General features: G+C 73.0%; 18 protein-coding genes and 1 tRNA gene. 8 read left to right on the plus strand and 11 right to left on the minus strand.

Annotated features, from left to right (window positions below; all coding sequences use genetic code 11):
• Positions 1-2 precede the first annotated feature (2 nt).
• A complete protein-coding gene (locus K329_RS0106435; protein ID WP_028472401.1) occupies positions 3-194 on the minus strand; it encodes a ferredoxin in 192 nt (63 codons plus the stop codon).
• Between the two features lie 149 nt (positions 195-343).
• Here K329_RS0106435 and K329_RS0106440 point away from each other — a divergent pair, with 149 nt between their 5' ends.
• From K329_RS0106440 to K329_RS0106455, 4 genes are all read left to right on the plus strand, one after another.
• Entirely contained in the window at positions 344-1,603 is a 1,260-nt protein-coding gene (locus K329_RS0106440; protein ID WP_028472402.1) for a cytochrome P450, read from the plus strand.
• Between the two features lie 60 nt (positions 1,604-1,663).
• Entirely contained in the window at positions 1,664-3,295 is a 1,632-nt protein-coding gene (locus K329_RS25070) for an FAD-dependent oxidoreductase (protein WP_043642524.1), read from the plus strand.
• A 62-nt stretch (positions 3,296-3,357) separates the two neighbouring features.
• Positions 3,358-4,614, plus strand: coding sequence for an NAD(P)/FAD-dependent oxidoreductase (locus tag K329_RS25075; RefSeq protein ID WP_052336432.1), 1,257 nt, complete (start codon positions 3,358-3,360; stop codon positions 4,612-4,614).
• Positions 4,611-5,876 carry an MFS transporter gene (locus K329_RS0106455; RefSeq protein WP_028472403.1) on the plus strand — a complete coding sequence of 422 codons (1,266 nt, stop codon included), beginning with the start codon at positions 4,611-4,613 and terminating at the stop codon, positions 5,874-5,876. The genes K329_RS25075 and K329_RS0106455 overlap by 4 nt, the downstream gene beginning before the upstream one ends.
• Positions 5,877-6,080: 204 nt before the next feature.
• Here K329_RS0106455 and K329_RS0106460 read toward each other — a convergent pair whose 3' ends face one another.
• From K329_RS0106460 to K329_RS25090, 7 genes are all read right to left on the minus strand, one after another.
• Positions 6,081-6,650 (minus strand): nuclear transport factor 2 family protein, encoded by a 570-nt coding sequence (locus K329_RS0106460; RefSeq protein WP_028472404.1) that lies wholly within the window; start codon positions 6,648-6,650, stop codon positions 6,081-6,083.
• A complete protein-coding gene (locus K329_RS25080) occupies positions 6,647-8,461 on the minus strand; it encodes an ABC transporter permease (RefSeq protein ID WP_157571588.1) in 1,815 nt (604 codons plus the stop codon). The genes K329_RS0106460 and K329_RS25080 overlap by 4 nt, the downstream gene beginning before the upstream one ends.
• On the minus strand, positions 8,458-9,666 hold the full coding sequence (locus K329_RS25085) for an ABC transporter ATP-binding protein (protein ID WP_043642073.1): 1,209 nt from the start codon (positions 9,664-9,666) through the stop codon (positions 8,458-8,460). Before K329_RS25085 ends, K329_RS25080 begins: the two co-directional genes overlap by 4 nt.
• Positions 9,667-9,709: 43 nt before the next feature.
• Positions 9,710-10,723 (minus strand): ABC transporter substrate-binding protein, encoded by a 1,014-nt coding sequence (locus K329_RS0106475; RefSeq protein ID WP_028472405.1) that lies wholly within the window; start codon positions 10,721-10,723, stop codon positions 9,710-9,712.
• A 207-nt stretch (positions 10,724-10,930) separates the two neighbouring features.
• Positions 10,931-11,572, minus strand: a complete 642-nt coding sequence (locus tag K329_RS0106485; protein ID WP_028472406.1) for a hypothetical protein — start codon at positions 11,570-11,572, stop codon at positions 10,931-10,933.
• Positions 11,573-11,579: 7 nt separating this feature from the next.
• A complete protein-coding gene (locus tag K329_RS0106490) occupies positions 11,580-11,795 on the minus strand; it encodes a hypothetical protein (protein ID WP_043642075.1) in 216 nt (71 codons plus the stop codon).
• Positions 11,795-13,030, minus strand: a complete 1,236-nt coding sequence (locus tag K329_RS25090; protein WP_052336434.1) for an LCP family glycopolymer transferase — start codon at positions 13,028-13,030, stop codon at positions 11,795-11,797. The genes K329_RS0106490 and K329_RS25090 overlap by 1 nt, the downstream gene beginning before the upstream one ends.
• 162 nt (positions 13,031-13,192) lie before the next feature.
• On the opposite strand from K329_RS25090, the gene K329_RS0106500 reads away from it, so the two are divergent.
• Positions 13,193-13,265, plus strand: a tRNA-Arg gene (locus K329_RS0106500).
• A gap of 209 nt (positions 13,266-13,474) precedes the next feature.
• On the opposite strand, the gene K329_RS0106510 is transcribed toward K329_RS0106500, so the two are convergent.
• Together K329_RS0106510 and K329_RS0106515 are read right to left on the minus strand one after the other, a co-directional pair.
• Positions 13,475-14,695: a sensor histidine kinase gene (locus K329_RS0106510; protein ID WP_028472408.1), complete on the minus strand. Its 1,221-nt coding sequence runs from the start codon at positions 14,693-14,695 to the stop codon at positions 13,475-13,477.
• A 154-nt stretch (positions 14,696-14,849) separates the two neighbouring features.
• Positions 14,850-15,686, minus strand: coding sequence for an alpha/beta fold hydrolase (locus tag K329_RS0106515; RefSeq protein WP_052336435.1), 837 nt, complete (start codon positions 15,684-15,686; stop codon positions 14,850-14,852).
• A gap of 139 nt (positions 15,687-15,825) precedes the next feature.
• Between K329_RS0106515 and K329_RS25095 the strand changes: the two genes are divergently transcribed.
• From K329_RS25095 to K329_RS0106530, 3 genes are read left to right on the plus strand one after another with little or no spacing between them, the layout of a single operon-like run.
• Entirely contained in the window at positions 15,826-17,166 is a 1,341-nt protein-coding gene (locus K329_RS25095; RefSeq protein WP_169721572.1) for an ABC transporter substrate-binding protein, read from the plus strand.
• Entirely contained in the window at positions 17,163-18,077 is a 915-nt protein-coding gene (locus K329_RS0106525) for a carbohydrate ABC transporter permease (protein ID WP_028472410.1), read from the plus strand. The genes K329_RS25095 and K329_RS0106525 overlap by 4 nt, the downstream gene beginning before the upstream one ends.
• Positions 18,078-18,079: 2 nt before the next feature.
• Entirely contained in the window at positions 18,080-18,886 is an 807-nt protein-coding gene (locus K329_RS0106530; protein ID WP_028472411.1) for a carbohydrate ABC transporter permease, read from the plus strand.
• A 53-nt stretch (positions 18,887-18,939) separates the two neighbouring features.
• Here K329_RS0106530 and K329_RS0106535 read toward each other — a convergent pair whose 3' ends face one another.
• A complete protein-coding gene (locus tag K329_RS0106535) occupies positions 18,940-21,573 on the minus strand; it encodes a SpoIIE family protein phosphatase (protein ID WP_084541021.1) in 2,634 nt (877 codons plus the stop codon).
• Between the last annotated feature and the right edge of the window lie 116 nt (positions 21,574-21,689).

Here is a 21,689-nt window from a genome sequence, read left to right on the forward strand (position 1 = left end):
GCTCAGTCGACCTCGATGGCGAGCTCGGGGCAGCTGTCCGCCGCGAGCTGCGCCTCGTCCTCCTGGCCCGCCGGGATGAGCTCGTCCTTCACGTAGGCGTTGCCGTCCTCCTCGCGCGCGAAGAAGAGGTCGGGGGCGCTGATGCGGCACAGGCCGTGGCCCTGGCAGCGGTCGTCGTCGACCTTCACGTGCATGGGGTTCCTCCTCGATTTCGGTCTCCGGTGCGCCCTGGAAATGGTGTGATCCATTTGACAGCGAGCGAATCGAGTATAACCATGATCACATTCATGGGAAGTCCCTCGCGGACCCCAGGACGCACGCCCCGAGACGAAGGACGAGACCGATGACCGAGACGGCCCACCGCGCCCCCGTGGTCGACTTCGACCACAACTCCGACGAGCACTCGGCCGATCCTGCTGGCTCCTACCGCGCGCTGCGCGAGGAGCACCCCGTCGCGTGGTCCGACGCCCACGGAGGCTACTGGGTCCTCTCCGGCTACGACGCCGTCTTCGAGGCGGCGCGCGACGACTACACCTTCTCCTCGGCCCGCAACAGCTACGGCGGCGAGGGCCTCTCGGTGGTCATCCCGAAGACGCCGGCCCCGTTCCACATCCCGATCGAGATCGACCCGCCCGACTTCAAGAAGTGGCGCAAGCTGATCAACCCGATCACCGCTCCCGCCGCCGTCGAGCGCATGGAGAAGATCGTCCAGCACTTCGTGACCGCGTTCATCGACGACATCATCGAGGTCGGCGAGGCCGACCTGACCTCCGTCATCGGCGTGCCCGCCATCGTCACGGTCGACTGGCTCGGCCTGCCGATCGAGCACTGGAAGACCTACGCGTTCGCCTTCCACGCGCTGCTCGTCGCGGTGCCCGGCACCCCCGAGTTCGACAAGGCCGTCAACGTCGACCTGCCGATGCTCGAGAAGGTCACGAAGGGCGTCATCGCGGAGCGGATGGCCGACCCGAAGGACGACATCATCAGCTACCTGGCCGGCCAGGAGGTCGACGGTCGCCCGATCACCGCCGACGAGGTGTTCGCCATCGTCGACCTGCTGCTCTCCGGCGGCGTCGGCACGACCGCCTCGCTCGTCTCCAACACCGTCGTGTGGCTCTACAAGAACCAGGACGTGCGCGCCGACCTCATCGAGAACCCCGACAAGCTCGAGCGGGCGATCGAGGAGTTCCTCCGCTTCTTCTCCCCCACGCAGGGCCTCGCCCGCACGGTGACGAAGGACGTCGAGTTCCAGGGCGTCGACATGCACGAGGGCGACCGCGTGCTCATCGCGTGGTCGTCGGCCAACCGCGACGCCGGTCACTTCGAGGACGCCGACGAGGTCGACATCGAGCGCTGGCCCAACCGCCACACCGCCTTCGGCATCGGCGCGCACCGCTGCGCCGGCTCCCACCTCGGCCGCGCCATGGCGAAGGAGCTGCTCAGCCAGATCCTCGGCCGCATGGGCGACTACGTCGTCGACCTCGACGCGCTCGAGCCCTACCCGCACCAGGGCACCAACACCGGCTGGCAGGCGATCCCGGCGACGTTCACCCCCGGCCCGCGCGTGCTCGAGGGCGACCCGCTCGCCGCCACCGAGAAGTGACCGTCCGCCACCACCTCTGAGCCGCGCCGCGCGCGACCCAGCGTCGTACGAGGAGCCGAGATGCCCGAGGGCCGCCCCGCGCAGGAGCAGCACGACGCGTACGACGTGGTGGTGCTGGGCACCGGGGCGGCCGGCCTGACGGCGGCCCTGGCCGCGGCCCACGCGGGTGCGTCGGTGGGCCTCTTCGAGAAGGGCGAGAAGGTCGGCGGGACGACGGCGCTCTCCAGCGCGGTCGTGTGGCTGCCGGCCAACCGCTACGCCGCCGAGGCGGGCGTGGCGGACTCGCGCCAGGAGGGGCTCGACTACCTCGAGTCGCTCTCGCACGGGCTGATCCTGCCCGAGCTCGCCGAGGCCCTCGTCGACACGACCGCCGAGATGCTCGACTGGCTCGAGGCCGACACCCCCGTGCACTTCCGGCTCGTGCCCGGCTTCCCCGACTACCACCCCGAGCACCCGGGCGGGAAGCCGACGGGCGGCCGCTCGATCGAGCCGGTGCTGTTCTCGTACGATGCGATCCCCACCTGGGTCGACCGGGTCGTCGGCGCACCGCGCCGCATGAACGTCTCCGACACGCCCACCGGCGGCGGCACCGGCGTCCTGGCCGCCGACGAGCTCGCCCGCCGCGAGGAGTCCGGGCTCGAGGGCCTCGGCCGCGCCCTCGTCGGCAGCCTGCTCGCGGGCTGCCTCGAGCAGGGCGTCGTCCCGCAGACCCGGGCACGGGCGACCCGGCAGGTCGTCGAGGCCGACCGGGTGGTCGGTGTCGAGGTCGAGGGCCCCGACGGCGTGCGCACCGTGCGCGCCCGCTCGGTCGTGCTGGCCACGGGCGGCTTCGAGTACGACGCGGAGCTCGTGCGCGACTTCCTCCGCGGCCCGGTGCGCTCGCCCGCCGGAGTGCCGACCAACACGGGGGACGGGCTGCGGATGGCCATGCGGGTCGGCGCCCGGCTCGGCAACATGCGCGAGGCGTGGTGGGTGCCGGTCGTCGAGCTGCCCGGCGAGCGCGCCGACGGCGGCAGCAACGTCTTCCTGGTCCTGCGCGAGCGCACGCTCCCCCGCTCGATCGTGGTCAACGACCAGGGCCGCCGCTTCACGAACGAGGCGGCCAACTACAACGCCCTCGGCGGCGCCTTCCACGCGTTCGACCCGACGCGCTTCCGCTACGTCAACCAGCCGGCCCACCTCGTCTTCGACGAGGGCTTCGTCCAGCGCTACGGCTGCTTCGGCAACGCCCCCGGCACCCCGGTGCCCGACTTCATCCACCGCGCCGGCTCGCTGGCCGAGCTCGCCGGGCTGATCGGCGTGCCCGCCCGGGCGCTCGACGAGACCGTGCAGCGTTGGAACACGATGGCCGCGGCCGGCCACGACGACGACTTCGACCGGGGCGACAGCGCGTACGACGGCTGGTGCGGCGACCGCACGCAGTACCCCGGCGTCGGGGCCACGCTCGGACCGCTCGACCAGGCGCCGTACTACGCGGTCGAGCTCGTCGGCTCGACCCTCGGCACCAAGGGCGGACCGCGCACCGACGTCGACGGCGCCGTGCTCGACGTCGACGGCGACCGCATCGAGGGCCTCTTCGCGGCCGGCAACGCGATGGCCGGCCCCACCGGCATGGTCTACGGCGGCGCCGGCGGCACCCTCGGGCCCGCCATGGTCTTCGGCTACCGCGCCGGCCGCGCCGCCGCCCGCTGACCCCCCTCTCCCCGGCGACCGGTCCACCCGGCGCCCGACCCGTTCACGGAAGGACCCGCCCGATGGCCCCGACAGTCCCCACCGCCCCCTCCCCCGCCGAGGCCACGATCGTCGTGGTCGGCGCCGGGCTCGCCGGTCTCCGCGCCTGCGAGCGCCTGCGCGCCGCGGGCCACGTCGGCCGCCTCGTGGTGGTCGGCGACGAGGAGCACCCGCCGTACAACCGCCCCCCGTTGTCGAAGGAGGTGCTGCGCGGCACCACCACCCGCGAGAAGCTCCCCTTCCGGCAGCGGCCCACGACGGCGGACGTCGAGTGGCGGCTCGGCGTGCGGGTCACCACCGTCGACCTCGACGCCCGCACGGTGACGCTGGACGACGGCAGCACGCTCGCGTACGACGGGCTCGTCTACGCCGCGGGCGTCCGGGCCCGTCGCCTCGACCTCGCCGGTGAGCTGTCGTGGCGCCACACCATCCGCACCCTCGAGGACGCGGAGCGCCTCGCCCCCGAGCTGCGACCCGGCTCGCGGGTCGTCGTCGTCGGCGCCGGGTTCATCGGCTGCGAGGTGGCGGCCACGGCCGTCACCCTGGGCTGCGACGTCACCGTCGTCGAGCCGCTCCCGACGCCGCTCGAGCGGCCGGTCGGCGCGGTCCTCGGCCGGGAGGTGCAGCGCCGCCACGAGAGCCACGGGGTGCGCTTCGCGCTGGGCCGCGTCGTCACGGCGATCGAGGACGCCGGCGAGCACCTCGAGGTCGTGCTCGACAGCGGTGCGCGCGTCGCGGCCGACGTCGTCGTCGAGGCCGTCGGCTCCCAGGCGAACACCGAGCCGCTGGCCGGCCTCGGGCTGGACCTCACGAACGGCGTGCTCTGCGACGACGGCCTCCACCCGCTGCGCGGTGGCGACCCGGTGCTCGACGTCGTGGTCGTCGGCGACGTCGCGCGGTTCCCCGTGCGCGGGTACGGCGACGACGCCGTCCGCATCGAGCACTGGAGCATGCCGACCGACATGTCGGCGCACGCCGCCGCCAGCCTGCTCGCCGGGCTGGCCGGGGAGCCGGTCCCGGGCGACGGCTTCGCCCCGCTCCCGTCCTTCTGGAGCGAGCAGTACGGCGTGCGCATGCAGTCGTTCGGCCTCCCCCACCTCGGGGTCGCGGACGTGCGGGTGCTCGAGGGCGACCTCACCGGCGAGGCGGTCCTGGGCTTCCACGCCCCCGACGGCTCCCTCGTGGGCGTCGTGCTGCTCGGCCTGCCCAAGCGGATGCTCGAGTTCCGCTCGGCCGTGGTCGACGCCCGCGCCGCGCAGACCCTCGAGCCGGCCGGGTGAGCCAGGCGCCGATACCCGCACCGGCCCCCGCCGACGGGCGGTCCACGGTCCGCCCCTCGCGGCTGCCCGCGTGGCTGATCGTCGTGCTGGTCGGCGCCATCGGCCTCAACCTGCGGGCGAGCCTCGGCTCGGTGCCGCCGCTGCTCGACGACATGAACCGCGACCTCCACCTCTCCAGCACCGCGGCGGGACTGCTGACCGCGCTCGCCGTGGTGTTCATGGGGCTCTGCGCGCCGCTCGGGCAGCGGCTGGGCGCCCGCATCGGCGCCGAGGTCGCGACCGGCCTGATGATGGCGCTGCTGGCGGTGGCCGGCGTCGTACGCCTCGTCCCCCTCGGCGCGCCGCTGCTGTTCGCGTCCGTCGCCCTCGCCGGTGCCGCCATGGGAGGCGCCTCGGCGCTCATGCCGTCGCTGATCGGCCACCACGTGCCCTCGATCCGGGGCTTCACGATGGGCATCTACTCCGCCGGCCTCGCGATGGGCGTCGCGATCGCGGCGGGCACCGCCGTCCCCCTCGAGCACCTCCTCGGCGGCTGGCGGCCCGCGCTCGCCACCTGGGGCGTCATCTCCGCGGTCACCGCCGCGGCGTGGCTGCTCATCACCCCCGCGCTGCGGGGCTCGACCGGAAGCGCTCCGGAGCACGCCGTCGTGGTCGACCACCGGATGCCGTGGCGTTCGCGCACCGCCTGGTGGGTGACGCTCTTCTCGACGTCGCAGATGATCATCGGCTTCAGCGGTCTGGCGTGGATCACGCCGCTCTACGTGAGCCTCGGCAAGACGAGCCAGGAGGCCGCGAACATGTTCGTGCTCTTCCAGGTCGTGCAGCTGCTCACCATGCTCACGCTGCCCGCGCTGAGCGACCGCACCCGCGACCGGCGACCGCTGCTCGGGTTCGTCGTCGCCAGCACCGTCATCGGGATCTCGATGCTGCTGATCGACCCGGTGGGCCTGGCGATCCCCTGCATGACGCTGTTCGGCATGGGCGTCGGCGGCGGCTCGACCCTCGGTCTGGTGCTCATCGTCGACGTCACCTCGACCCAGGCCGACGCCGCCCGCCTGGGTGCGATGACCCTGCTCGTCGCGTTCCTCGCCGGCGCGATGGGGCCGTTCGTCATGGGCGTCCTGCGCGACCTCACCGGCGGCTTCGTCGCCGGCTACTCCGTGATGCTCGCGCTGTCGGTCGCGATGCTGCTCGCGGTCGTCGCCTACCGCCCCGGGCGCACGATCCACGACCAGCGCCCCCGGGCTGCCGACTCAGCCTGACCCGCCGAGCTGTCGCGTCTGCACGCCCCCAGCACGCCGAGCTGTCGCGTCTGCACGCCCCCAGCACGCCGAGCTTTCGCGTCTGCACGCCCCCAGCACGCCGAGCTTTCGCGTCTGCACCGACTCACCCGTGCAGACGCGACAACTCGACACCGTCACGTCGTGCAGACGCGACAACTCGGCGTTGCAGACGTGCCGGCTCGCTCAGAGGTAGTCGTGCAGCCACGCGCTCCCGGTGGGCGAGTACAGCGCCTCGGGCCAGTCGGAGGGGCGGTGGTCGCCGTACGCCCGGACGCTGTCGCGGTCGCCGAGCTCGGACAGCTCGGTGAACGGCAGGTAGTACATGTAGCTCATCAGGCGCGACGCGAACTTCCAGCGGCCGCCGTCGCGGCGGTACTCGTCCTTGTAGCGCAGCGCGACCTGCATGGCGACGCCGTTGCGCGAGACCTCGGCGTGGCCGGCGAGCAGACCGCGGGCGACGTCGGGGTCGGCGTCGTCGAAGCGCACGACGTGGCCGTGCGAGAAGTGGTTCGTGGGGCCGAGCTGGGCGAAGCGGCCCAGGTAGGTCGTCACGATCTCCTCCATGCCGGTGGCGGCGAAGACGCCGTCCTGGGAGCGCAGCTGCGCGTCCTCAGTGAAGATCTGGCGGATGCCGGGCTCGTCGCGCTCGTCCATGACGAACCCGTAGAGGATGCCGAGCTCCTGGATCTCCTCGCGGTCCTCGAGGCGCTGGAGGCGCTGCTCGGCGCTGAGCGGCGTGCGGTCGGTGGTCATGTGGTCACCTGTTCTGTCGAGATGGCGGCGGTCGGGGTCGGGGGCGTACGGCGGCGGGTGGAGCCACCCGTCGTGCGGGAGCGTTGCCAGCGCGCCAGGCCGAGCGCGATCGAGACGACCACCGTGGTGAGCGCGGTGGTGACGACGGCGAGCGCGGCCAGGGGCGGGTAGGTGCCCGTGTTGTAGAGGTCGAGGATGACGAAGCCGGCGACGGGGTTGCCGGTGCCGGCGAGCAGCGAGGCGACCGTGACGTCTCCCGCCACCAACACGAAGAGGAACGCCCAGCCCGATGTGAGGCCCGGCAGCATCAGCGGCACGAGCACCTTGCGGAACGAGCGCCCCTCCGAGACGCCGAAGACCGCGCCCGCCTCGCGCAGCTGGGGCCCGACCTGCACGAAGGCCGAGGTCGCGTTGACGACGGCGTGCGGGAAGAAGACCGCGGTGTAGGCCAGCACGAGCAGCACGGTGGTGCCGCCGAGGCCGAACGGCGGGCCGACGAAGGCACTGATGAACGCGAGCGTGAGCACGAGGATCGGGACCGCGGCCGGGATGCGCGTGACCGCCTCGACGACCCCCGACCAGCGCGAGGTCTCGCCGTGCGTCATGCGGGCGACGATCGCGGCCAGCACCATGCCGATGGTCGCGCAGGCGACGCCGACCAGCACGCTGTTGCGCAGCGCGTCGGTGACGATGTCGTTGTCGAAGAGGCCCCGGTAGTGCTCCAGGGTGAGGTCGCCCCACGGCACGTCGGCGGTCCAGAACCTCTCCAGCGAGACGATCACCAGCGCCATGATCGGCAGCACGGTGGCGGCGAGCAGGTAGAGCACGGTGAAGGCCCGCGCGACGTGCCTGAACGGGCCGAGCCGGGTCGGCTGCGAGTTGAGGCCCTGGCCGCCGACGGTCGCGTGGCCGCCGCTGCGGACGAGCCGGCGCTGCAGCAGCCAGGCGATCGTCACCATGAGCAGGAGCAGCAGGCCGAGGCCCAGCGCCCGTGCCTCGTCGGCCGGGAACGACCGGGTCATCGCCTCGACGATCTCGATGGAGAGCACGTCGACGCGGGCCTGGGTGCCGATGACGACCGGGGTCGAGAACAGCGCGAACCCGATGGCCATGACGATGAGCAGGGCGCCGCCGACCGACGGGCCGAGGCTCGGCATCGTCACGCGCCGGAAGGTCTCGAGCGGACCGGCTCCGGAGACGCGAGCGGCCTCCTCGGCCACCGGGTCGAGGTTGCGGAACCCGGCGGCGAGCGTGATGTAGGCGAAGGGCACGAGGTCGAGGACGTAGACGAAGAACAGGCCCTTCCAGGTGAAGATGTCGAACGGCCCGTCGACCTCGGCCCCGAACAGACCGAAGAAGCCCTCGAACGCGCCGTTGAGGAGACCCGCGCTGGGCGCGGCGAGGAAGACCCAGCCGATGGCGCCCGCGACCGGCGGGATGAACATGGGCAGGACCGGGGTGATGTCGGCGAGGAACCCGATGCGGGCGTCGGTGCGCTCGTTGATCCACGCCAGCAGGGAGGCGATGGCGAGGGCGACGATCCCGGCCGGCACGACGAGCAGGACGGTGCCGCCGAGGGTGCCCAGCGCCTCCGCGCTCGTCGCCTCGCCCCAGACGTCGGAGGCGATCGACGGCTCGTCCGAGAGCCCGAGGACGTCCATGAGGATCGTCCCGATCGGGTAGAGGATCGTCAGGCACACCGCGGCGCAGACGACCCACCCGAGCACGCGGAAGCCGTCGGGCCGGCGCCGCCCGCCACCCCGCGGGGGCGGGGCGGCCGGGGCAGGCCGTTCGAGGGTGGGTGCGCTCACGTCGTCACCAGGTGGAGGTCGCCGGGCTCGAGGTAGAGGGCGAGCTCCTGCCCGGGCGCCAGCTCGGCCGACCCCTGCGGGCGCACGCGCACGACCTGCTCGGCGATCTCGACGAGGTACTGCGTGGACGCTCCGAGGTACGCGCTCTCCCGCACGACGCCGACGAGCCGGTTCGCGCCCGGCCCGTCCGTGGTCGTGCGCGGGGGCGTGATGCGCCAGTCCTCGGCGCGGACGACGACGCCGACCTCCGTGCCCTCGCGCGCGACACCGGCCTCCTCCGGCGGCGCCGTGGCGGTGAGGGTGCCGAGCGCGGTCGCGACCTCGACCAGCCGGGGCCCCTCGCCGGGGTCGGCCGACGCGACCGGGCCCACGACGGTGCCGTCGAGGATGTCGGCGGTGCCGACGAAGTCCGCGACGTAGCGGGAGACGGGCTCGCGGTAGAGGCGTCGGGGTCGGCCGGCCTGCTCGACCTTGCCGCGCTTGAGCACGACGAGCACGTCGGCGAGCTCCATCGCCTCCTCCTGGTCGTGGGTGACGTAGACCGCGGTGAAGCCGAGCTCGCGCTGCAGCGCGTGGATCTCCTGGCGCAGCTGCACTCGCACCTTGGCGTCGACGTTCGACAGCGGCTCATCGAAGAGCACGACGTCGCTGCCGAACGCGATGGCGCGGGCCAGCGCGACCCGCTGCTGCTGCCCGCCGCTGAGCGCGGAGACGGGCTGCTGGGCGAGCTCGCCGATGCCGACGGTCTCCAGCGCGCGCGTCACGCGGCGCCGTACCTCGTCCTTGCCGAAGGTGCCCCGGGCCCGGCGCGTGGTCATGGGGAACGCGACGTTGCGCTCGACGTTCATGTGGGGCCAGAGCGCGTAGGACTGGAACACCATCCCGAGCCGGCGCTGCTGCGGCGTCAGCGAGACCTTGCGGTCCGACGCGTAGAACGGTCGGCCGCCGACGACGATCTCCCCGGACTCGGGCTCCTCGAGCCCCGCCAGGCAGCGCAGCAGCGTCGTCTTGCCGCAGCCGCTGGGCCCGAGCAGCACGCAGAACTCGCCGGCCTCGACGACCAGGTCGACGTCGTCGATCGCGGGCACGACGGTCTTGTCGTTGCGCACGTAGGTCTTGCGCAGGCCCCGGATCTCGATGCGGCCGGATCCCGACGACGTCTCCCCCACGGCGTCGCGGGGGCGGGTGGTGGCGGTGGCGGTCATGCGGACTCCTCGGGTACGGCGGTGCGCGGAGCGGGCGTCCGGCTCAGAAGCCGAGCAGCTCGTCGATGGCGTCCTGCTGGTCGTTGATGTCGGTCTCGGAGACCTGGGCGAACTCGGCCGGCAGCTCCAGCGCGCCCGGCACGTCCTCGAGCACCGAGGCGGCGATGCCGGCGGTGATGACCTCCTGGCCCTCACGGCTCAGGAGGAACGACATGAAGAGCCGGGCCGCGTTCGGGTGCTCGGCGCCCTCGACCACCCCGCCGTACTGGTTGACGCCCGTGGTGTCGTCGGGGATCACGAACTCGAGCGGAGCGCCCTGGTCGATGAGCGGCTGCACGACGGCCATCAGCGACGGCACGGCCACGTCGGCCTCGCCCGCCGCCATCTGCTGGGTGCCGGGCACGAGGCTGTCGACGACGATCGGGTCGAGGCCGCCGAGCTCGGAGAGGTAGTCCTCGCCGAGGGTCTCGCTGAGGTGGAGGTACTGGCCCGAGTAGGCGACGACCGCGGTGTCGCCCATCATCAGCCGGCCCTGGAGCTGGTCGTCCGCGACCTCCTCCCACGTCTGGGGCTGCACCGGGCTCGTCTCGGTGTTGTACGCGATGCCGAACGGCTGCACGTTGATGAGCGCGTAGGTGTCGTCGTAGAGGTACTCGGTCGGCCAGTCGGCGAGCGAGTCGACCGTGTCGTCGGTGAGCTCGGAGAACCAGCCCTGCGAGACGGCCTCCTGGAAGAACGACTGGCTCGCGATGTTGAGGAAGTCGGCCTGCGGGTCGCCGGCCTCGGCCTCGCCGGCGAAGCGACCGCCGAGCTGGCTGGAGACGCTGCGGATGTAGCTGACGTCGATGTCGTACTTCGCCTCGAAGGCCTCGACCGCGTTGGTGATGATGGCCTCGGGCAGGTCGGAGTACCAGTCGAGCTGACCCTCCTCCTGGGCCGCCTCGACGAGCGCGTCGAAGTCGTCGGTCACGACCTCGGCGTCGTCCCCGCCTCCCCCGCATCCGGCGAGGACCAGGGCGAGGGCGGCTGCGGTGGCGACGATCGGCGTGCGCTTCATGGCGGGTGACGTCCTTTGCTCGGAGACGGGCGAGGCGGACCTCGCCGGTGCGGAGCCGGCGGCCGGGAGGGACCCGAGCCGGCCCGCGTGACGCGTATCACCAGCAGGATAATCATATGCAGAGATTGACGTCCATAGGGGTCCTATGGATGGACCTCCACGAGTCGTGCGGGCCGGAGGGGACCGGACGACCGGCCGGGGCGGGCGTCAGCCGCGCGGCGGCGTCGCCGTCAGGCGCACGACCCAGTACTGCACGCCGAAGGGGTCGGCGTCGTACGACGTCGCGCTCGACCACGCGAGACCCGCGGCCTCCTGCGCCGCGAGGTACGCACCCAGCGCGGGCAGCGTCGCCACCTCGGCCCAGAGGGTCTCCCCGAGCGCGGTGTCGAGGTCGGCCAGCGCGGCCGCGTCGGGGCCGGCGCCCGCGGCACCGAGGGCTGCACCGAGGTCGGCGTCGTAGGCGTGCGCGCGCTCGTCGAGGTGGCCGGGCGCCTTCTCGCCGCGGGCGGCCGAGCCGTTCGCCAGCACCAGCACCGCCCGGGCGTCGCTCGGCACCGACGTCACGACCTCGTACGGCGTGCCCGCCAGCAGCGCCGCCGCGACGCGCTCGCCGGCCGACGCGGGCGCCCCGCGCCGTACGTCGTCGTCGGTCGGCCCGGCAGCCAGGGCGACGACCCGCGCCCCGTCACCGGCGGCCTGCGGGTCGCGGGCGTCGAGCAGGTCGCGGACGGCGCTCGTCACCGCCGCACGGAGGTCGGCCACCGGGTCGGTGAGGCCCGCGTGCTCGGGGAGCAGCGCGAGCGCGGGCGGGACCACGACGACCGTGGGCCCCGGGGAGGGCGTGGGCATCCGGGGCTCAGCCGTGGTGCGGCGGGACCTGGGCGAGCAGCCAGGCGTCGGTCGGGTCGGCCCCGTCCGCCGACGGCCGCCGCTCGTCGCGGTCGTCGGAGGTCTGCTCGGGCAGGGCGTCGCCGAACACGGCGGCGAGGCGTCGCCGTCGCTGCCAGTCGGTCTCCCCCGCCGGCTGGTCCGCGTCCTGCTGGGCCGACCTGTCCACGTCCTCGGCCACCATCAGCAGAGACCGTTCGCGGCCGCGACCTCTTCGGGCGTCAGGCTCTCGACCGGGTCCTCGTCCGTCGGCTCGTCGGTGGCCGTGCTCGTCGGGCCGTCGGTCGGCGTCGTGGGCGCCGCCGACGGCGGGGTCGTGACGACCGAGCCGCCCGGGTCCTCGGCCCCGATCGCGCCACCGAGGAACTCGGCCGTCAGCGCCTGGTCGGTGCGGATGAGCTGCCAGAGGTCGTCGGCCTCGTCGGTCCAGATGAGCCGGTTCGGGTCCTCGACCCACTCCTCGTTCGGCACGGTGACGAACTGGATGCGGTCGAGGCCGATCCCGTTGAGCTCGGAGCCGAGGCCGGCGAGCTGCTGGATGCCCGCGTAGTCCTCGGAGATGGTGATCGACTGGGTCACCGCGTCGGCGAGGTTGTAGAGGCGGCCCGGGTTGGTCAGCGTCTCGGCCGAGACGATCTTGTTGGCCATCGACGCGAGGAACGACTGCTGCCGCTTCATGCGGCCGACGTCGCCGTTGGTGGAGAGGCGGTGACGCTCGCGGACGTAGTCGAGCGCCTGCTCACCGGTGGCGACGTAGCGGCCCTCGGGGAGCGAGATGTTGTAGCGCGTGTCCTCGATCTCCTCGGGCACGCAGATCTCGACGCCGCCGATCGCGTCGACCATGTTCTCGAAGCTGCGGAAGTCGATCTCGGCGACGGCGTCGACGTAGATGCCGGTCAGCTCCTCGATCGTCTCGACCGTGCAGAGCGCGCCGCCGGCGTTGTAGGCGGTGTTGAACATGACCGTGTCCTCACCGGCGACGGTCTCGATCGCGCCGGTGTCCTCGTTCGTCACGCGGCAGTCCGGCCGGTCGACGATCGCGTCGCGCGGGAGGCTCACGCCGTACGCGAACTCACGGTCGGCGGAGACGTGCAGGATCATCGTGGTGTCGGAGCGCTTGCCCTCGCGGTCGTCGGCCTCGTCGGAGCCGATGAGCACGATGTTGAGCGGCTCCTTCGGCCCCTCGACGGTCTCCTTGTCGGGACGCTCGCCGAGGATGTCGTCCTCGTTCTCGAACGAGGAGATGTTGCCGTCGAGCTGGCGGTAGACGAAGGTGGCCGACAGCATCGTCACCAGCGCCAGCGTGAAGGCCGTGCCCAGGACGGCCCGCAGCACGGTGTGGCGCTTCTTCTTGCGAGCGCGCCGCTTGGGCGCGGCACGGCGCCCGGACACGGGCTGGTTCGAGAGTTCCTCGGACACGGCTGGGATGCTCCTGACGATCTGATCGGCAGACGCAATCTACGCGGATCGAGCAAACGGCCCGGCATCCACGAGGATTCCGTGCCCCATCTCACGGCGTCGCCCGTGCCGTCGGGTCGCGCTCCGGCGGGCCCGCCCCGGGTGGCAGGATGACCCGCGCACGCCCCAGTAGCTCAGCGGATAGAGCAGCCGCCTCCTAAGCGAAAGGTCGCAGGTTCGACTCCTGCCTGGGGCACCGGTACGACGCGGGCCCGGCGACGCCGGTCAGAGGACCACCAGCACGATCAGCAGGACGCCGGTGAGCGCGAGCGAGAGCATCACCGATCCCAGGCAGCCGAGACGATTGCTGAAGAACAGGAACACGGGGACCTCCGGGGTAGGCGCGGCACTCCCCGGTACCCCGGTCCGCGGGAGGCCAGGCCGGCCGCCGGGCCGGCGGCCGCCTCAGGGCCGCGGCAGCTCGAACCACACGACCGTTCCCCCGCCCTCGCGCGGCCGGACGCCGATGCGTCCGCCGTGGGCCTGGACGATCCGCCGGCAGGTCGCCAGACCGATGCCGGAGCCCTCCGCGTCGCGGTCGACCTGCGTCAGGGGCGCGAACACCTTCTCGGCGTCCGCGGGATCGATGCCGATACCCCGGTCGGCGACCTCGATGCGCCAGTGGTCGTCGGAGGTCGCGCCGCTGATCTCGACGACGCGCTCCCGGGCTCCGGCCGGGGTGAACTTCACGGCGTTCGCCACGAGGTTCTGCAGGAGCGCCCCGAGCTGGGTGGCGTCGCCCACCACGACCGGCAGGTCGCGCGTGCGCACGTAGAAGAGGGAGACCGCCTTGCCGAGGTCGGCGAGCACGTGCGCGACCAGGTCACCCACGGCCACCTCCTCGCGGTGGAGGTCGCCGCCGACGCGGGCGTAGGCGAGGAGGTCCTGGATGAGCGCCTCCATGCGCTGCGTGCCGCGCAGCGCCCGGTCGACCGTGGCCGTCATCCCGGTCACCGTCGCCGTCTCCGACGCGCCGCCCGTGGCCTCCGCCTCGTCCAGCTGCTCGTGCAGGAGGTAGAGCGACATCGCCACGGTGGCGAGCGGGTTGCGGAGGTCGTGGCTGACCTGGCCGGCGAAGGAGGCCAGGTGGGTGTTGGAGCGCTCGAGCTCGGCGCGGGACGTCTCGGTCTCGTCGAGCGCCCGGTCGAGCTCCTGGGTGCGCTGCCACAGCTCGATGACGTCGACGACCCGGTCGGCGAGGGTGGCGAGCGCCGTGCGCTGGTGGTCGTCGATCTCGCGGGCCTGGTCGTCGAACACGCAGAGGGTGCCGATGGCCGTGCCCTGGCGCGTGACCAGCGGGTGGGAGGAGTAGAACCGGACGGTGCCGATGCGACCGTCGACGAACGGGTTGGTGCGGTAGCGGGCGTCCTCGCTGGCGTCGGCGAGGGTGACGGCCTCGCCGCCCGCGAGCGTGACGGCGCACATCGAGTCCTCGCGCAGGCAGACCGCCGGTTCGAACCCCGTCGCGACGATCTGGTGCTGCCGCACGTCGGTGATGATGTTGATGGTGGCCATCGGCGCCCCGGCGACGTCGGCCGCCATCTCGACCACCGACCGCAGCTCGGGCGGCACGTCGCCGTCCGTCAGCCGTTCCTGCGAGATCCCGGCGAAGGTCCGTGCACCCATCCGCCCCTCCTTCCTGCCCCGATGCCACCCGTGGCCGAGGTCCGCTGCCGCCACCGTGGTCGTCACGGCGAGCACATCCTCCGCCGTCGGTCGCGGGCGCACGACGACGGGTCGGTGACGCACGGGTAACCGGCGGCGGCGGACCTCGGGACGCTCAGCGCGCCAGGAACTCGATCAGCGCGCGGTTGAACTCGGCGGCGTGGCTGACGTTGAACCCGTGGGGCGCGTCGTCGACGACGACGAGCTCGCTCTGCGGGACGGCCGCGTGGGTGCGGTCGCCCGATCCGTGGAACGGCACGGTGCCGTCACCGGCCCCGTGGATCACCAACGTGGGCACCGTGATCTTCGGGAGGTCCTCGCGGAAGTCGGTGCCGCCGAAGGCCGCCATGCAGGCCTCCGCGGCCTTCTGGTCCGACTGGTGGCACAGCGAGATCGCGTCCTGGCGCTGCTGCTCGGTCACCTTGAGGTCGCCGTCGACCGAGAAGAACTGCGTCGTGAAGTCGTCGAAGAACGCGCCGCGGTCCGTCCCGAGGTCGGAGGCCATCTGCTCCGCCTGCTCGGGGCTGAGCGGCCCTTCCGGGTTGTCGGGGCCCTTCACGAGGTACGGCGGCACGGCGGCCGCGAACACCACGCTGTGGAGGCGCTCCTCGCCGAACTTCGAGACGTAGCGCGCGACCTCGCCGCCGCCCATCGAGAAGCCCACGAGGGTCACGTCGGTGAGCTCGAGCTCCTCGAGGACGCCCTGGAGGTCCTCGGCGAGCGTGTCGTAGTCGTAGCCGCCCATCGGCTTGTCGCTGCGGCCGAAGCCGCGGCGGTCGTAGGCGACGACGCGGTAGCCGGCGTCGCGCAGGGCGGGGACCTGGTCCTTCCAGGACTCGGCCGACAGCGGCCAGCCGTGGATGAGCACCACCGGGCGGCCGGTCCCGCCGGTGTCGTCCACGTGGACCTTGGTCTTCTTCAGCAGGAACGAGTTGGCGACGACCTCGGGCATGAGGATCTCCGATCGGGGAGGGCGGGGCGTGCACGGACAGGCGCGCGGTGCCCAGGGCCCGAGGACCGCATGCGGGTCGGAGGGGCACGTCGCCTTTCCGGGTGAACCGCAGGCCTCGCTCGCGTGTTCGACTCCGACGGTGCCTCCTCCGCAGCTCGGACGTCGCGCGGTGCTGCGGGGCGGCGCCGCGGTCGGCGCCCTGTGGGGCGCGTCGACCCTCGCCGGGTGCGCCGGCCTCACGCAGCGGGTCTCGAGCACGAGCAGCGGCGGCGGTGACCGCGTCACGATGCAGGTCTACGGCACCGACACCGAGACCGCGGTCTACGCGCGTCTCTGCGATCAGTTCGCGGCCGACCGCGGCGTGACCGTCGACCTGACGGTCGTGCCCTTCGCCGACTTCGCCACCGGCATCGACGCGGGCCTGCTGTCGGGCACCGCGCCAGACGTGTTCCGGGTCGACTACCCGACCATGGGCCTCTACGCCGCGACCGGGCAGCTGCTCGACGTCACGGACCCCCTCGACGAGCTGGCGCAGGACGTGCGGCCCGCGCTCATGGCGGCGGTGACGTACGGCGAGCGCCGCTTCGGCATCCCCCAGCACGTCGACACGAGCGCGCTGGTCTACCGCCCCGACGTGCTCCGCGACGCCGGCGTCGGCGCGGTGCCCGACCGGCCGGAGGACGCCTGGTCGTGGGAGGAGTTCGGCGAGGTCGCCGACCGGTTGCGCGACTCCGGCGGCGACGACCGCTCCGCCTTCGCGGTGAACTGGCAGGCGGCCGGGGCGTTCCGCTGGCTGAACTGGCTCTTCGCCGCCGGCGGCCACCTCTACACCGAGGACCTCGGCGCCGCCGCCCTCGACGACGACGCGGGGCGCCGGGCGCTCGACTTCACGCGGTCGTTCTTCGAGAACGGCTGGGTGCCGGGAACGACGTCGACGAAGAGCCCGACCTACCCCGACGCCCAGTTCACGGCCGGCCGCCTCGCGATGCTCTGCGCGGGCAACTTCCTCGTGCCGGCCTTCGCCGAGACGATCGGCGACCGCTTCGAGTACGCCGTCACCTACCTGCCCCGCGACGAGCGCCGCGCCAGCGAGCTCGGCGGCAACGCGCTGGTCGCGACGAAGGACTCCGGCAACCCCGAGCTGGCCTCCGAGCTGCTCGTGCACCTGGCCTCGCCGGACGCGATGCGGCAGTTCTGCGAGGCCTCGGTGCTGCTGCCGACCCGCGAGTCGCTGGCCTCGCAGGACCTCGACTTCGTCGTGGGCGGCGACCTCATGGGCGTGTACGCCGACCAGGTCGCGACCATCGAGGACCGCGACGTGGAGGACGTGACGACGCCGACGTTCGCCGAGGTGAACGTCGACCTGGCCAACGAGCTCGAGGAGTGCTTCCTCGGCGGCCGCTCGACCGACGACACGCTGCGCGCCATCGCCGAGAAGGTGACGGCCTCGGCCGCCCTCAACGACGGAGCCGGCTCGTGACCGCCCCCGTCGTCGAGCCACCACCGCCGCTGGTCGGCACGACCGGCTCGCGCGGCCAGGCCCGGGTCGCGTGGGCGATGCTCGCGCCGAACCTGCTGCTGCTCGGCGTGTTCCTCCTCGGCCCCCTCGTGTGGGCCTTCCTCATGGCCTTCCAGGAGAAGCGCTCGTTCGGCGGCGGCACCTGGAGCGGCCTCGACAACTTCGCCCGCCTGCTCGGCGACGACGTCTTCTGGCGCGCCCTGCTCAACACGGCTGTCTTCACCGCGGTCACGGTGCCGGTCGGAGTGCTGCTCGGGCTCGGCCTGGCCCTGCTGATGGACAAGGCGCTGCCCGGCCGCGGTGTGTTCCGCACGATCGTCTACCTGCCGATCGTCATCAGCTCGCTCGTCACGTCGCTGATCGGGCTGCTCCTCTTCGACGAGACCGTCGGCATCGTCAACGGCGTCCTCGCCGACCTCGGGCTGGGGGCCGTCTCCTGGCAGTCCGACGGCACGCTGGCGATGGCGTCGGTGGTCGTGATGACCCTCTGGTCGCGCGTCGGGTTCTCGATGGTCGTCTACATCGCCGCCCTCCAGGACGTCGACCCGCAGGTCGTCGAGGCCGCCCGCGTCGACGGCGCGACCCCCTGGCAGACCACCCGCCGCGTGGTCGTGCCGCTGCTGCGCCCGACGACCTTCTTCCTGGTGCTCATCAACCTGATCTGGTCGTTCCAGGTCTTCGACGTCGTCTACGTGATGACCAACGGCGGGCCCGGCTACTCCACGACCATGCTCGTCACCTACGCGTACGACGAGGGGTTCGGCCCGGCGCGCAACTTCGGGTACGGCGCGACCGTCGGCGTCGTCCTGTTCGTCATCACGGTGCTGCTCACCGTCCTGCAGGTCCGTCGCAACACCCGGTCGGAGGTGTAGTCGTGTCCCGTCCGGTGCGCTTCCTCGTCTGCCTCGTCGTCGCGGGCGTGTTCGTCCTCCCGCTCGTCGCGATGGTCGTCATCGCGTTCACACCCCGTGACGCCCTGCTCGACGGCGAGGCCAGCCTGTGGACGGGGCGGTGGACCCTCGACAACTTCCGTGGGCTCTTCGACCAGTTCCCGGTCGCCCGGTGGTTCGGCAACGCCCTGCTGGTCGCGAGCCTCACGACCCTGCTGTCGGTGACGGTCAACCTGCTGGGCGGGTACGCCCTCGCCAAGCTGCGGTTCCGCGGCCGCGGCCTCGTCGTCCTGGTGGTGCTCGCCACGCTGGTGGTGCCCACCCAGGTCATCATGATCCCGCAGTTCGAGCTCGTCGCCCGCCTGGGTCTCGTCGGTTTCTTCTGGGCCGTGATCCTGCCGTCGGCGTCGACCGCCCTGGGCCTGTTCCTCGCCCGGCAGTTCTTCGTCGGCTTCCCGGACGAGCTGGTCGAGGCGGCCCGGGTCGACGGCTGCACGACCTTCCAGGCGTTCCGCCGCGTCGTCCTCCCCAACGCCCGGCCCCTGATGGCCGTCATGACGCTGCTGGCGTTCATGACCCAGTGGAACGACTTCCTCTGGCCCCTCATCACCCTCCGCGACCCCGACCTCTACACGCTGCCCGTCGCGCTGCGGCTGCTGCAGACGGCGTACGACAACGACTACGGCGGCATCATGGCGATGGCCCTGCTCTCGAGCCTCCCGCTGCTGGTGATGTTCGTGGTGCTGCAGCGCTACTTCGTCGCGGGCATCACCAGGTCCGGCATCCGCTGACGCGGGTACGGCGGGTGCCCGCCGGCTGACGCAGGGCCGAGGTCGGGCCGGGGTCAGGCCGGGGCGCCCGGGGCCGCGATGCGTACGGCGACCAGCGCGACGTCGTCCTCGGTCCAGGTGGGCAGCAGCTCGCGGAGCAGGCGGTCGCAGAGCTCGTCGAGCCCGAGGTCCGCCGCGGCGAGGTCGGTCAGCGCGGAGCGCAGGCGCTCCAGGCCCACGTCGAGCAGCTCGCCGCGGCGCTCGACCAGCCCGTCGGTGTAGAGCAGCAGGGTCGCGCCCGGCGGGAGCACGACGACGGACTCGTCGCGCTGCGACGACCGCGTCGGGTCGGCGAGCAGGCCGAGCATCGAGTTCGCGCCCTCGGCCCAGAGCAGCCGGGTGGTGACCTCGGTGGCCGTCGCACCGGGCAGCGCGACCACCGGGGGCGGGTGGCCCGCGTTCGACCACCGCAGGCGCAGCGACCCCGCCGTCGCCGTCTCCTCCTCGGAGGCGGGCTCGAGGCGCGCGACGACGCCGGTGGCGATCGTGTCGACCTGCAGGATCTCCATCGCCTGGTCCACGCGGTGGAGGACGGCGGCCGGCCCCTCATCGGTGGTGACGGCGATGCCGCGCAGGAGGGTGCGCACCTGGCCCATCGCCGCGGCGGCGACGGTGTCGTGGCCGATGACGTCGCCGATGACGAGGGTCAGCGCCCCGTCGGGCTGGAGGAACGCGTCGTACCAGTCGCCGCCGACCTGGGCCGACTCGGCCGCGGGCTCGTAGCGCACGGCCACCTCGAGCCCCTCGGCGCGCGGTGCGGCGGTCAGCAGGCTCCGCTGCAGGCCCTCGGCGAGGTCGCGCTGGTTCGTGTAGCGGCTCACGTTGTCGAGCGCCAGGCCGGCCCGGTCGGCGATCTCGCCGAGTAGCTGGAGGTCGTCGTCACCGAAGGCCGGGCGACCCGCGCCCCGGAACACGCTCATCAGGCCCGAGATGCGGCCGCGCCCCCGCAGCGGCATGACGGCGGCCGCGGTCGGCGCCAGCAGGCGGCAGGTGTCGGCGGCGGGCCCCGGGCGCAGCACCGCGGTGAGGCGCTCGACGGCGTCGTCGAGCACGACCACGGGCTCCCCGGTGGCGAGCGCCCGCAGCACGAGCGAGTCGTCGGTCAGCGAGGGCACCCGCACCTCGGCGTACCTCTCCACGAGCGGGCGCGCCTCGGGTTCGGTGTGCCACCAGCCGATGTCGCGCAGCCGCTTGCGCCAGCCGGGGTCGCTCAGGGGGTCGGCGGGCAGCGTGCCGTCGACCAGCGTGATGACGCACCAGTCCGCCATCCCGGGCACGAGGATCTTGGTGAGGCGGTCGACGGCCTCGTCCTCCTCGAGGGTGTCGGTCAGGGCGTCGGCGACGGCGGCGATCATCTCGGCGCGACGGGCCGCCTCCTGCAGCACGTCCTGCGCCTTCCGGCGCTCGGTGACGTCGATGAAGTAGACCGACAGGCCGTCGGGCGTCGGCCAGCAGCGGATCTCGAACCAGGCGTCGAGCGGTGGCGGGTAGTAGGCCTCGAAGGCGCGGGGCTCGTCCGAGGCGACCGCGCCGCGGTAGTTGCGCTCGAAGTCGTTGCCGACGGTGGCGGGGAACAGGTCCCACACGACGTGTCCCTCGACGGCCGAGCTGACGGCGCCGAGGAGCCGCTGGGCCTCGGGGTTCGCGTAGGTGAAGCGCCAGTCCGGGTCGAGGTGGTAGAACGCGGTCGGCATCACGTCGAGGGTGCGGGCCACGCGGGCCTCGCCCTCCCGCACGGCGGTGGTGTCGTACGCCGCGCCGACCACCTTCACGGCCGCGCCGTCGGCGCCGGGCACCGCGTGTCCGCGGGCCGCCACCCATCGCACGGCGCCGTCGGGACGGACCACCCGGTACTCGGCGGCGTACTCGCCGCAGCACGCGATGGCGTCGTCGAGCGCCGCGCCCACCCGGGCCCGGTCGTCCGGGTGCACGCTCTCGTTGAAGGCCTCGATGGTGCCGCCGAACGTCTCCCGGCTGAGGCCGAAGAGATCGATGAGCCGCTCGTCCCAGCGCAGCGTGCCCGACCCGAGGTCCCAGTCGAAGGCGCCGACCCCGGCGGCGTCGACAGCCAGCTGCCAGACGGCACGGTCCTCCTCGTAGGAGGTCTCGAGCGCCGCCAGCTCGAGCTCGGCGATGGCCGGCCCTGCGAGCTGCTCGAGCAGGGCGACGTCCTCGGCCGACCACTCGCGGGGCAGCCCGCCGAAGACGCAGAGCGCCCCGATCACGTGGTCGCCCGAGCGCAGCGGCACCCCGAGGTAGGCGCCCACCACCCCGGCGGCCACCGGGGGCAGGGTGCGCACCCGGACGTCGGTGCGCGTGTCTGCGATCGGCACCGGCACGCCGGCCGCCACGGGCACCGAGCAGAGCGACTCGGCGCCGGGCGAGCGCAGGCCCACCGAGGCCGACGCGAGACCCGATCCGCCCATGATGGTCTGCTCGTCGGCGATCACGGAGACCTGCCCGGACTCCACCCCGAGCAGGCGGGCGGCCAGCTCGGCCAGGCGGTTCAGCGACGGCAGTCCACCCGGGCGCGCCGCCAGCGAGAGCGCCCGCTCCACGCGGGCGGACCCCTCGTCGGCGGGGTCGCCGAACGGGCTGCGCGGTCGGGTACGGAGGTCCGGAGCGCCGGGGTCGTCGGAGGTCGTCACCGCGGACCCGCACCTCCCCTCAGGGACCTGGGGCCGGGAGGCCCGTGCACCGGCGCCAGGACCGGATCCCGGGAAGGATAGTCGCCCCTCCGCGTGGCCCGCAGCGCGATGCCTCA

The organism is Nocardioides alkalitolerans DSM 16699 (genome assembly GCF_000426525.1).
Classification (GTDB): domain Bacteria; phylum Actinomycetota; class Actinomycetes; order Propionibacteriales; family Nocardioidaceae; genus Nocardioides; species Nocardioides alkalitolerans.

Bases quoted from the DNA above. Each gene is read 5' to 3' on its own strand.
- K329_RS0106435 (WP_028472401.1), bottom strand. From the start codon at position 194: ATGCACGTGAAGGTCGACGACGACCGCTGCCAGGGCCACGGCCTGTGC.
- K329_RS0106440 (WP_028472402.1), top strand. From the start codon at position 344: ATGACCGAGACGGCCCACCGCGCCCCCGTGGTCGACTTCGACCACAAC.
- K329_RS25070 (WP_043642524.1), top strand. From the start codon at position 1,664: ATGCCCGAGGGCCGCCCCGCGCAGGAGCAGCACGACGCGTACGACGTG.
- K329_RS25075 (WP_052336432.1), top strand. From the start codon at position 3,358: ATGGCCCCGACAGTCCCCACCGCCCCCTCCCCCGCCGAGGCCACGATC.
- K329_RS0106460 (WP_028472404.1), bottom strand. From the start codon at position 6,650: ATGACCACCGACCGCACGCCGCTCAGCGCCGAGCAGCGCCTCCAGCGC.
- K329_RS25085 (WP_043642073.1), bottom strand. From the start codon at position 9,666: ATGACCGCCACCGCCACCACCCGCCCCCGCGACGCCGTGGGGGAGACG.
- K329_RS0106475 (WP_028472405.1), bottom strand. From the start codon at position 10,723: ATGAAGCGCACGCCGATCGTCGCCACCGCAGCCGCCCTCGCCCTGGTC.
- K329_RS0106485 (WP_028472406.1), bottom strand. From the start codon at position 11,572: ATGCCCACGCCCTCCCCGGGGCCCACGGTCGTCGTGGTCCCGCCCGCG.
- K329_RS0106490 (WP_043642075.1), bottom strand. From the start codon at position 11,795: ATGGTGGCCGAGGACGTGGACAGGTCGGCCCAGCAGGACGCGGACCAG.
- K329_RS0106510 (WP_028472408.1), bottom strand. From the start codon at position 14,695: ATGGGTGCACGGACCTTCGCCGGGATCTCGCAGGAACGGCTGACGGAC.
- K329_RS0106515 (WP_052336435.1), bottom strand. From the start codon at position 15,686: ATGCCCGAGGTCGTCGCCAACTCGTTCCTGCTGAAGAAGACCAAGGTC.